The sequence below is a fragment of the Streptomyces roseoverticillatus genome (assembly GCF_000719265.1).
Classification (GTDB): Bacteria; Actinomycetota; Actinomycetes; order Streptomycetales; family Streptomycetaceae; genus Streptomyces; species Streptomyces roseoverticillatus.
The window spans coordinates 285,885-296,282 of the sequence record NZ_JOFL01000003.1 but is presented as its reverse complement, the minus strand read 5'-3'; the positions used below and the strand labels follow the sequence as shown (position 1 = coordinate 296,282).

Genomic DNA, 10,398 nt, shown 5'->3' with positions numbered 1-10,398 from the left:
CTGCAGGCGCAGGCAGGGAGCCGACACACCAGGAGTTCTCCATGTTCCGCACCATGCTCAAGTCCAAGATCCATCGCGCGACCGTCACCGGGGCCGACCTCAACTACGTCGGTTCGCTGACCCTCGACCCCGTGCTGATGGAGCAGGCCGACCTGCTGCCCGGCGAGCAGGTCCACATCGTCGACGTCAACAACGGCTCCCGGCTGGAGACCTACGTCATCAAGGGCGAGCGCGGCTCGGGCGTGGTCTGCATCAACGGCGCCGCGGCCCGGCTCGTGGCCCCCGGCGACATCGTGATCATCATCGCCTACGCGTCGGTCACGGACGACGAGGCCCGCGCCCTCAAGCCGCGCGTGGTCTTCGTCGACGGCGAGAACAAGGCGGTCAGCGTCGGCGACGACCCGTCGGTCTGATCCGCCGCGCCCGATCCGCCGCGCCCGGGGCCACCGTTGTCCGTGAGGACGGCGGGGGCGCCCGGGCGTTCCGGTTCGTTCCGATGCACAAAAGTTTCTTTTCCCGCTGCAACCGTACGGACGTGTGGATCATCTGTACGAGCGAAGGAAGAAACGTACAGATAGCCAGAAAGGTCGTCTCACCGTGCACCTCGGACCGGGTCGTCGCTCCGCCCTGTGGGCATCCGCAGCTCTCGTGGGCTCGCTGGTGCTCAGCGCCTGTTCGGGAGGGTCGGGCGCGGCCAGTACCGATGCGGGAGCCGAGCCGAAGATCACCGTCACGCCGGGGGACGGCAAGGACGTGAAGTTCGGCTCCCCGATATCCGTCCGCGCCGAGGGCGGCCGGCTGACGGAGGTCGAGGTCAAGGACACCAAGGGCAACAAGGTCCCGGGCCGGATCGCCGAGGACGGCGCCACCTGGACCTCCGACGGAAAGGCCGGCCCGCAGACGACCTACACCGTGCGCTCCAAGGCCAAGGGCGGCAAGGAGGGCAAGGGCAAGGAGGCCGCCGCGAGCGCGACCTTCACCACGCAGGCGGCGACCAGCGTCAACAAGCTCGCCAACACCCCCTCCGACGGGCAGACCGTGGGCACGGGCATGCCCGTCTCGATCCTCTTCGACCACGCCGTGGACAAGAGCAAGCGCGCCGAGATCGAGAAGTCCCTGACCGTCACCTCCGAGCCGAAGGTGGAGGGCGCCTGGGGCTGGGTGAAGGACTGGTCCGGCCAGGACCGCATCGACTGGCGGCCCAAGACCTACTGGCCCAGCGGCACCAAGGTCTCCGTCAAGGGCCTGCTGGCCGGCGTCGACTCCGGCGAGGGCGGCGTGTTCGCGCGCAACTACGACTTCGGCTTCACCATAGGCGCCGACCACAAGGCCGTCATCGACGTCCCCTCGCACACCCTCACCATGTACGAGGACGGCAAGGCCGTCGGCACCATCAAGGGCTCGGCCGGCTCCCCGGCGGACCCCACCCGCGGCGGCGTCCACACCGTCCGCAGCAAGAACGCCGACGAGGTCATGGACTCCGCCACCATCGGCCACGGCAACGAGTGGATGCTGGACGCGAAGTGGGTCACGCACCTCACCGCCTCCGGCACCTTCCTGCACTCCGCTCCGTGGAACAACTCCATCGGCGTGGAGAACAACAGCCACGGCTGCTTCGGCATGACCACCTCCGACGCCAAGCGGGCCTACGACTTCCTCCCCATCGGCTCCACCGTCGAGGTCAAGAACACCGCCAGCACCAAGGTCACCGACCCCGGCAACGGCCTGGAGGTCTGGCAGGAGAGCTGGGAGCAGTGGCAGAAGCGCAGCGCCCTCAAGTGATGACAGAGGCGAACCCGCTCTCAAGTGACGGCAGGGACAACAGTGCCCTGAAGTGACAGCATTGACGTGACGGTGCCGCTTTCCGGCCACCCGGGAAGCCGTTCCGGCACCCCTCGCCCTCGCGCCCCGTGAAGCCCTGCCCCGGGCTCGCGGGGCGCTTGGCGTGCGGACTAAGGCCCGTGTCCTATGCAGTGGGCGGAGAATGCGCCCGGCGGCCCCAATGCAACCACGGGAGATATGGTTGTCGTTTTAATGGCAGTGCCGGGAGGGCAGCACTCTGCCATGCCCGGGCCGGGAACGCAGAGGCGGAGCAGGCGTTCCGTAGGCAGGGGCAGGTACCGCGGAAGGATCGAGATCGGCTCAGCACGGCCCTGAAGGAGGCTGGCCTCGATGCCACAGGACATCGCCCTGGACATTCCTTTCCCCAAGCGGCTGAACCCCTACGTTGAGGTGGCGCGGGCGCGTAACGAACACTGGCTGGTCTCCACCGGCCTGCTCAGCAGCCCGCACAACGTCGAGCGGTACCGGACCTGGCGGATCGAGCGGCTCGCCGCCGGCTTCCTGCCCGGAGTGAGCGTCAACGAGCTGACGTTCGGGCTCGCCGTACAGAGCTTCTTCTTCTTTTTCGACGATCTCTTCGACAGCGGCCTGGGCGAGGACCCCGCCGCCACCTACGAGATCTGCCACGAGATGGCGGCCCTCGCCCGCCAGGAGCCGGGCGCCGCGGACGTCGCCCCCTCCTTCCCGCTCGCGCGCGTCTGGACCGAGCTGTGGCAGCAGGCCCAGCTGGGCATGTCCGCCGCCTGGCGCGCCCGTTCCGTACGGCACTGGGAGGAGTACTTCCTCACCTACGTGTCGGAGGCCGTCAACCGCCGCAGCGGCACGGTCCTCGGCATGGACTCGTACATGAAGCTGCGCCGCCTCGGCATCGGCAGCGAGGTCGTCGTCGACGTCTCCGAGCGCTGCGGCCACTTCGAGGCGCCCCCCGAGATCCACCAGAGCATGGCCGTCCTGGAGGCCCGCGCCATCACGGCCGAGGTCGTCACTCTCACCAACGACCTGCACTCCCTGGAGAAGGACCTGGCCAACGGGGAGCTCAACAATGCCGTGCTGCTGCTCGGCATGGAGAACGGCTGCTCGCGCGCGGAGGCCATCGTCCACGTCCAGCGCAAGATCCACCGCCGCACCGCCCGCTTCCTGCAGCTGGAGGCCGAGGCCGACCGGCTCTGCGACGTCTTCGGCCTCACCCCCGAACAGCGCGAGAACACCCGGCTCTTCCTCGACGCCAACCGCGCCTGCATGCGCGGCAACCTGGACTGGAGCAACGACACCGGCCGCTACAGCGAGGTCGGCGTCCTGCACGTCAACCGCTCGCCCCGGATCGAAGACGTCGTCGCCCGCACCGCCGAGTGACGAACGCCGCGCAGCGGCCGGGGGCTCGTCCCTTCGGCCGAGGCGGCTCCGGCCGATCGGCCGAGGCGGCGGGGGAGCCGCGGGTGCTTGGCTGGAGCGATGCTCCACGTGCTCTACCTGACCGGGATCGCCGCCTTCGCGGCCAGTGGCGTGCTGGCCGCCCACCGCGCCCGGCTCGACCCCTTCGGCGGGCTGGTCCTCGCCTTCGCCGCCGCCATCTCCGGCGGCACCCTGCGCGACCTGATCCTCGGCCGTCACCCCCTGTACTGGACCCACGACGGGCTCCTGCTCACGGTCATCGCGGTCACGGCCGTGGCGACCATGGTCTTCCTGCGCTACCGCGAACTGCCGCACCGCTCCCTGATGACCGTCGACGCCGTCGGCCTCGCCGTCGTCACCGTGATCGGCGCGCGGGCCGCGATCGACGCCGGCGTCACCCCCTTCGCCGCCGTCATCCTCGCCGTGCTCACGGGCGTGACCGGCGAGGTGATCCGCGACGTGCTGTGCGGAGAGTTCCCGCCGCTGCTGCTGCGCGAGGAGGTCTACGCCACCGCGGCGCTGCTCGGCGCGGTCTGCTACCTGGTCCTGGACCGCCTCGGCACCGACCCGGCGGCTGCCGCCGCCGTCGCGGCGTCCCTCGTGTTCGCGGTGCGGATGGGGGCCCTGCACTTCGGCCTCCACCTGCCCCGCCTCGCGCAGCGCCCGCCCGCGTAGGGAGCTCGCGCGCGAGGGGTCAGCGGCCGTCGTCCGGGCCGGGGGGCTCCAGGAGCGCCAGCTCCAGCAGCCACTCCACGACCTCGGTCCGGTGCCGCGCCTCGCGCGGATCCGCACCCCACACGTACAGGCCGTGCCCCGCCACGACCACCGCCGGCATGCCCGGCTCGCGGGCGGCCGCGAGCCGGTCGCCCAGCACCCGCATGTCCTGGCTGTTGGAGATCACCGGCAGGACCACGGCCGGGCCGTCGGCCGGCAGCCCGAGGCCCTTCAGCATCTCCAGGCCCCGCAGGGCGATGCCCGCCGGCCGGCGCCGGGCCATCGCCACCGACGCGACCGTGTGCACGTGGACGACCGCGCCCGCACCGGTCAGCCGCACCACCCGGGCGTGCAGCGCCGCCTCCGCCGACGGCCGGCCGCCCCGTACGGCCGTGCCCTCGCCGTCGACCAGCACCACGTCCGCCGCCGTGAGCTCGCCCTTGTCGATGCCGCTCGCCGTGACCGCGAGCCGCAGCGGCTCCCGGCCGGTGACCACCGACAGGTTCCCCGACGTGCCGCGCATCCAGCCGAACGACGCGAACCGCGCCGCCTCCGCGGCCAGCACCGTCGCCGCCTGCCCCAGCGCGTGGGCGTCCCCGCCGGCACCGGCCGTCACGGCCCGCTCCCCGCCCTCGCGACCTCGATGCCCGCGAACGACCCGGCCTCCGGATGACCGCCCGTGCCCTGCGCGTAGTACGGCTCGCCCGGACGCCGCACCCCGGCCGTGAGCCAGCCCGCCGCCCGCGCCGCGTCCAGCTCCGCGGGCCGGTCCGACAGGAACAGCGTGCGGTCCGGCGGCGCGCCGATGGCCCGGCTGATCGCTTCGTACGAGCCCGGCGACTGCTTCGGCCCGGCGTTCTCCGTGTCGTACAACCCCTCGACCAGCGGCAGCAGATCTCCCTGCGCGCTGTGCCCGAACCACGCGCGCTGCGCCGCCACCGAACCGGACGAGTACACGTGCAGCCGCACCCCGCGCGCGTGCCACCGCCGCAGCGCGGGCACCACGTCCTCGTAGAAGTGCGCGACCAGCTCGCCGCGGGCGAACCCCTCCGACCACACGATGCCCTGCAGCGTCTTCAGCGGCGTCGCCTTGCGGTCCTCGTCCAGCCAGGCGTTGAGGACCTGCTCGATGCGCGGGGCGTCCGCGGCCGGCTCCCCGACGAGCGCGCGGACCTGCTCGGCGGCGTGCCGGACCGCGGGCTCGCCGGCCCGCTCGGTCAGCAGGGACCCGAAGCGGCGCCGCGAGTACGGGTAGAGGATGTCCACGACGAACTCCGTGGCGCTCGTCGTGCCTTCGACGTCGAGGACGACGCTGTCCGCGTCGAACCGCAGGCTCACCCCGCCCGCCCCGTCCCGCGGCGGAGAACAGGGCCCGGGCCGGAGCCCGGCCGGGGGAGCAGCAGCGTCATGGGAGCTCCAGGGTCGGTCCGGGGGCCGGTCGGCCGGGAAGGACTGCCTGTTCACGGATCGTAGCCCGCAGGGAGCGGGGCGCCCAGGGCGGCTGCCGCGGCGCGGCGGCGGAAAAGCGGCGCAAGAGCAGGCCTCACCTCGGCAAGGAACGGCCCGGCGTGGAACCGCCCTGCGATGAGCTGCCCGTCAGTGAACTGTCCTCATCAGTGAAGAAGTCGACCAGCATCATGTCCCGCACGCCGGACGCGGCCCCCGGCGCAGGCCGCACCGGTGAGACGCCGTGCAGCAGGCGGCGGTCGTCGAGGACGATCGTCTCCAGCGGGGCCGCGAGCAGGGCCCGGTGCACCGGGCGGCGGCGCAGGTCGTACAGGCAGGACTCCGCGCCCCGGACGTCCTCGCGCCGGATCAGCACCTGGGCCACGTAGCAGTGCCCGTCCTGGTGGATGCCCTCCGGTGCCGGGTGGCCCTCGGTGCGGGGCGTGGCCGTGACGCGTATCTGGTGCACCCCGCAGGCGTCCATCCCGGCCCGCGGGCCGGGGAGACGGCGGCGGAGCGTGTGCACGACCGTCCGCAGCACCGCGCCGCCCGCGACCACGCCGGCGAGCGGCGCGAACAGCCGCTCCACGCCGCCGTGCACCTTGTTGACCGACTTCTCCTGGAAGAACGCGGTGTGCGGCAGCCGCTCCAGCCGGTCGGGGTGGATCCGGAAGCGGCCGTAGCGGCGGAAGCGGTACGGCGTGTCGGTGCCGAGGTGGGCATCCGCCGGCAGGTCGTCCCACGAACCCGTGAACTCCTCGACGGCGCGCGCCGGGAGCGCGCCCAAAGCGGTCTGCAGCACTTCGGGGCCGAAGTGCGCGAACGGCGGGCTGGGGGTCATGGTGGTGTCCTGCCTTCGTACGGGGATGAGCCTGGTTTCGACACTAGGCCGATTACCGGTTCGGCTGGCCGGAATGCATCGTTCGGGCCAGGCATCCGCAAGGGTGTTCCCGTATTGAGGGCGGGGTGGGGCAGGGCCGGCGGCCGTGCGGCCGCTCAGGGCAGCCGGACGACCTGGGCGCCCCAGGTGAGCCCCGCGCCGAAGCCGAGGAGGAGGGCGAGCCCGCCGCTGCCGACGGCGCCCAGCTCCTTGAGGCGGGCCACGGCGAGCGGCACCGAGGCGGCGGAGGTGTTGCCGCTGTGCACCACGTCGCGGGCCACCGTCACGTGCCCGGGCAGGCCGAGCCGCTGGGTGACGGTCTCGATCATGCGCAGGTTCGCCTGGTGCGGAACGAAGGCGTCGAGGTCGCCGGCCGTGACCCCGGCGGCGTCCAGCGCCTCGCGGGCGACCGCCGGCATCTCCTCGATGGCCCAGCGGAACACCTCGGGCCCGGCCATCCGCATGACCGGCCACGACCGCGCCGGGTCGTCCCGGAACGCGTCCCAGGAGGCGTCGTGCGCGATGAGCCCGGCGCGGCTGCCGTCGGAGCCCCAGACGACGGGGCCGATCCCCTCGCCGCCCTGCGGGCCGACGATCGCGGCGCCCGCCCCGTCCGCGAAGAGGATCGCCGCCGCCGGGTCGTCCGGCGCGACGATGTCCGTCATCTTGTCGGAGCCGACCACCAGGACGTAGCGCGCGGAGCCGTCGCGCACCATGGCCGCGGCGACGGCCAGGCCGTAACAGAACCCCGCGCAGGCGGCGTTGAGATCAAAAGCGGCGGCGCGGATTCCGAGCCGGCCGGCGATCTCCGCGGCACCGCCCGGGCTCTGCTGCAGATGCGACATGGAGGCCAGGACGACCGCGCCGATCTTTCCGGGGGCGATGCCCGCGTCGGCCGCGGCCTTCCGCGCGGCCTCCACCGCCATATCGATCACCGATTCGTCCGCGGCGGCATACCGGCGCTCGACGATGCCCGTCCGGCGCTCAATCCACTCGGCGGTACGGCCGGTGCGGGCCGCTACTTCCGCATTGCCCACCACGCGGTGCGGACGGTACGCGCCGATCCCCAGAATTCCCGCGCCGTTCACGGCGGTTCGCGGCGTCAATCCGCGCATACAGGCCCCCCCAAGCCACTTCTGAACGTGTCGGCGGCGAGACTATCTCCGGGTGGGTTGGACGACGCAACCCACTACGGCGCAGAGTGTCAGTGTTGAACGTCACGCCGCGTCCATGATTCAAATCCATGGTGATGCGGGTCACAAAATTTTTCGCTTGCTTGGTGACGCACGGCCCTTCTACGGTCACCCATGTGATCCAACTCGGAACATTGAATGGCGCGTTGCCAGGAACCGAGCACCACCACACTAATCCGCACCTCATCCGCGACGATGCCGCCCTGTCGGTCACCGGGTCGGAGGGGGTATGACCAGCACTGCTTCACCGCTTTCCCCGGTGGCGCTCCTGGACGGGCCGACCGGCACCGGGATCGCCGCCGGAAGTCATCTGCACGGCTTCGGCGGCTTTCACGGCGGCCTGACGCTCGCGCTCATGGCTTCCGCCATGCAGGACGCCGCACAGAAGATCTCACCCGGCCTCCGGCTGCAGAGCGCAACGGCGCGTTTTCTGCGGCCGATCGGCGATGATTTCCGCCTGGAGACCTCGCTGATCCGCGCCGGGCGCACGCTCACTACACTCGGTGCCGAAGCGGTCACCGAGAAGGGTATTCACGTAGCAGGATCGGCCGTCTTCGGAAATCCGCAGCCGGCCGAATGGCAGACGTTCGCCCCGGCCGCTCCGAAGGCCCCGGCCCCGGAGGAGTGCGAGGTCTTCGTCATTCCGCCCGAGTTCGTCGCCATCTCCACCTATCTGGAGATCCGCCCGGTCGGCCCCAGCCGGCCGTACGCGGGCGGCGCCGAGCCCGAACTGATCGCGTGGATCAGGATCCTGGAGGACGAACAGCCTCCGGATGTGCGGCGATTCGTGTTCCTGATGGATTCCCTCGCGCCGTCCTACGCGGCGGTACTGTCGACGCTAGCGTTGGTGCCGACCGTGGAACTCACGGTGCGGCCCGGCAGCAACCTTGAGCAGGCGTCCTCGCCGTGGATCCTGCTGCGCGCACGGACCCGCTCGGCCACCGCCGAGGGCTGGGTCGACGAGGAGATCGACGCCTGGGGCAGGGACGGCGCCCACCTGGGCTCCGCACAGCAGCTCCGCATCGTCCGTACCGGCTGACAAGGGCGACAGCCGCAGGTACGGAGCACATCATGACGCGGGCCGCGCACCGGTGAGGACGCCGGTGTGCCGGCGGCCCGCGCCCAGAACTGAACTCACGGGGGCGTTGTGGACCACATAGCGGGGCGGGCCCATCCCGCATCGCCAGGGTTGCCGGGCATTCTCCAGGAACGGGCGGCCGGGCCCCGGCGCCTGGCATTCCGCTTTCTTGCCGACGGTACCAGCGACGAGGCCGTCGACTGGACCTACCACGACGTGTACGAACACGCCGGCCGCATTGCCGCGGACCTGCTGGACCGCGAACTCACCGGGTGCCGCGTGGTGCTGGCCCTGGATCCCGGGCTGGCTTACGTCGCCGCCCTGTTCGGGATATTCCGCGCCGGCGCCACCGCCGTGCCGTCCTTCCCGCCCACCGGGAAACGCGCGGTGGCCCGCTTCGCCTCCATCGTCGTGGACAGCGCACCGGACGTGATCATTGCCGACCGGCGGCTGGAGAGCCGCGTCGCGCAATTCGCGGCGGAACTCCCCGCCACGGTACGGGCGCCGGAATGGCTGTTCGTCGACGACCAGTACTTCCTCGCACCCGCCCCCGGCCGGGTGATACCCGACGCCGTTTCCGACCCGGCACTCCTGCAGTACACCTCGGGTTCCACCGGCGACCCCAAGGGAATCGTGCTCACCCACGAAAACCTGGTGAGCAACTGCCGCGCCCTGGAACACAACATGGGGTACGAGGCCGACCGCGTCGGCTGCACCTGGCTCCCGCCGTACCACGACATGGGCCTCATGGGCACGATCATGCTCGCGGTGCACGGCGGCTGGCCGCTGGTGCTGATGTCGCCCGCACACTTCGTGCAGCAGCCCTACCGCTGGCTCAAGGCGATCACCGACCACAAGGTCACCATTTCCGTCGGGCCCAACTTCGCTTTCGACATGTGTACGTCGGGCATCACCGACGACGAGCTGGAAACCCTCGACCTGAGCACCCTGCGCCAGGTTTTCTGCGGCTCCGAGCCCGTCTCCCGGGTGACCCTCGACAAGTTCCGCGAGCGATTCGGACCCCGCGGTTATGACGAGACGTCCCTCATTCCCTGCTACGGCCTGGCCGAGGCGACGCTCTATGTGTCGGGAAAGCCCACGGGCACCCCGCTGCGCACCGAACGGCTCGACAAGGAAGCCCTGGAGAACGGCATCGTGCGCCGCTCCGGAGATGCGTCCGGGGAGCCCGGGCAGGTCGCGCACATCGTCAGCTGCGGCACCGTCGCCGACGGCCACGAGGTCACCGTGGTCGATCCGAAGACCCTGCGTCCGGTCCCGGCCGGCCGGGTCGGCGAGATCTGGGTCAGCGGGCCCAACGTGGCCCGGGGCTACCTCGGCAGGCCGGACCTCACCGCCGCCACGTTCACCGCGCGCACGGCCGGCGACGACGGGCGCAGCCACCTGCGCACCGGCGACCTCGGATTCCTGCTCGACGGCGAGCTGTTCGTCACCGGCAGGCTCAAGGACCTCGTCGTCATCGCGGGCCGCAACCTCTACCCGCAGGACATCGAGCTCACCGTCCGCCAGGCCCACGAGCAGGTCCGCGGCTGCGCCGCCTTCTCCGTCCCCGGCGAGCAGGGCGAGCAGCTCGTGGTGGCCGCCGAATACCGCGGCACCGCCCGCCGGCTGGCCGCGGAGGGGGCGGCCGTGCTGGACGCGGTGATCGCCGCGGTGACGGCCGAGCACGGAGTCCGGCCCGCCGCCGTGCACTTCGGGCCCGTCGGCGCGATCCCCATGACCACCAGCGGCAAGGTCCGCCGGGACGCGACCCGCAAGGCCTACCTCCAGGGGACGCTGAAGACGCTGTCCCCGGTCGCCGACGACACGCCGCAGGCCGTGCGGTGACGGGAGCC

Annotated in this window: 10 protein-coding genes; 6 read left to right on the top strand and 4 right to left on the bottom strand. The window is 71.6% G+C overall.

The features are described 5' to 3' along the window. Positions 1-41: 41 nt before the first annotated feature. The 4 genes from panD to IF61_RS0105115 all read left to right on the top strand — a co-directional run bounded on the left by panD (position 42) and on the right by IF61_RS0105115 (position 3,909). A complete protein-coding gene (gene panD, locus IF61_RS0105130; RefSeq protein WP_043187787.1) occupies positions 42-413 on the top strand; it encodes an aspartate 1-decarboxylase in 372 nt (123 codons plus the stop codon). Between the two features lie 184 nt (positions 414-597). Further along, entirely contained in the window at positions 598-1,782 is a 1,185-nt protein-coding gene (locus tag IF61_RS0105125) for a L,D-transpeptidase (protein WP_030365026.1), read from the top strand. A gap of 390 nt (positions 1,783-2,172) precedes the next feature. After that, positions 2,173-3,195: a terpene synthase family protein gene (locus IF61_RS0105120; protein WP_030365025.1), complete on the top strand. Its 1,023-nt coding sequence runs from the start codon at positions 2,173-2,175 to the stop codon at positions 3,193-3,195. Between the two features lie 87 nt (positions 3,196-3,282). Then, positions 3,283-3,909, top strand: coding sequence for a TRIC cation channel family protein (locus IF61_RS0105115; protein ID WP_043187784.1), 627 nt, complete (start codon positions 3,283-3,285; stop codon positions 3,907-3,909). A gap of 19 nt (positions 3,910-3,928) precedes the next feature. Here the strand turns inward: IF61_RS0105115 and mtnB are convergent, their stop codons facing one another. The 4 genes from mtnB to IF61_RS0105095 all read right to left on the bottom strand — a co-directional run bounded on the left by mtnB (position 3,929) and on the right by IF61_RS0105095 (position 7,389). Continuing rightward, positions 3,929-4,564 carry a methylthioribulose 1-phosphate dehydratase gene (gene mtnB, locus IF61_RS0105110; RefSeq protein WP_078659969.1) on the bottom strand — a complete coding sequence of 212 codons (636 nt, stop codon included), beginning with the start codon at positions 4,562-4,564 and terminating at the stop codon, positions 3,929-3,931. Next, a complete protein-coding gene (gene mtnC, locus IF61_RS0105105; RefSeq protein ID WP_030365022.1) occupies positions 4,561-5,286 on the bottom strand; it encodes an acireductone synthase in 726 nt (241 codons plus the stop codon). Before mtnC ends, mtnB begins: the two co-directional genes overlap by 4 nt. Before the next feature lie 205 nt (positions 5,287-5,491). After that, complete coding sequence (locus tag IF61_RS0105100; RefSeq protein WP_052392406.1) at positions 5,492-6,235, bottom strand: 2OG-Fe dioxygenase family protein; 744 nt, start codon at positions 6,233-6,235, stop codon at positions 5,492-5,494. 155 nt (positions 6,236-6,390) lie between these two features. Next, complete coding sequence (locus tag IF61_RS0105095; protein ID WP_052392405.1) at positions 6,391-7,389, bottom strand: beta-ketoacyl-ACP synthase 3; 999 nt, start codon at positions 7,387-7,389, stop codon at positions 6,391-6,393. 307 nt (positions 7,390-7,696) lie between these two features. On the opposite strand from IF61_RS0105095, the gene IF61_RS0105090 reads away from it, so the two are divergent. Both IF61_RS0105090 and IF61_RS0105085 read left to right on the top strand, forming a co-directional pair. After that, positions 7,697-8,506 carry a thioesterase family protein gene (locus tag IF61_RS0105090; RefSeq protein WP_245684402.1) on the top strand — a complete coding sequence of 270 codons (810 nt, stop codon included), beginning with the start codon at positions 7,697-7,699 and terminating at the stop codon, positions 8,504-8,506. A gap of 150 nt (positions 8,507-8,656) precedes the next feature. Next, entirely contained in the window at positions 8,657-10,390 is a 1,734-nt protein-coding gene (locus IF61_RS0105085; protein ID WP_245684401.1) for a fatty acyl-AMP ligase, read from the top strand. The last annotated feature ends 8 nt before the right edge of the window (positions 10,391-10,398 follow it).

What these genes read in the sequence shown, in the direction of transcription:
- panD (WP_043187787.1), top strand. Translation starts at nt 42, where the DNA reads ATGTTCCGCACCATGCTCAAGTCCAAGATCCATCGCGCGACCGTCACC.
- IF61_RS0105120 (WP_030365025.1), top strand. Translation starts at nt 2,173, where the DNA reads ATGCCACAGGACATCGCCCTGGACATTCCTTTCCCCAAGCGGCTGAAC.
- IF61_RS0105090 (WP_245684402.1), top strand. Translation starts at nt 7,697, where the DNA reads ATGACCAGCACTGCTTCACCGCTTTCCCCGGTGGCGCTCCTGGACGGG.
- IF61_RS0105100 (WP_052392406.1), bottom strand. Translation starts at nt 6,235, where the DNA reads ATGACCCCCAGCCCGCCGTTCGCGCACTTCGGCCCCGAAGTGCTGCAG.
- IF61_RS0105095 (WP_052392405.1), bottom strand. Translation starts at nt 7,389, where the DNA reads ATGCGCGGATTGACGCCGCGAACCGCCGTGAACGGCGCGGGAATTCTG.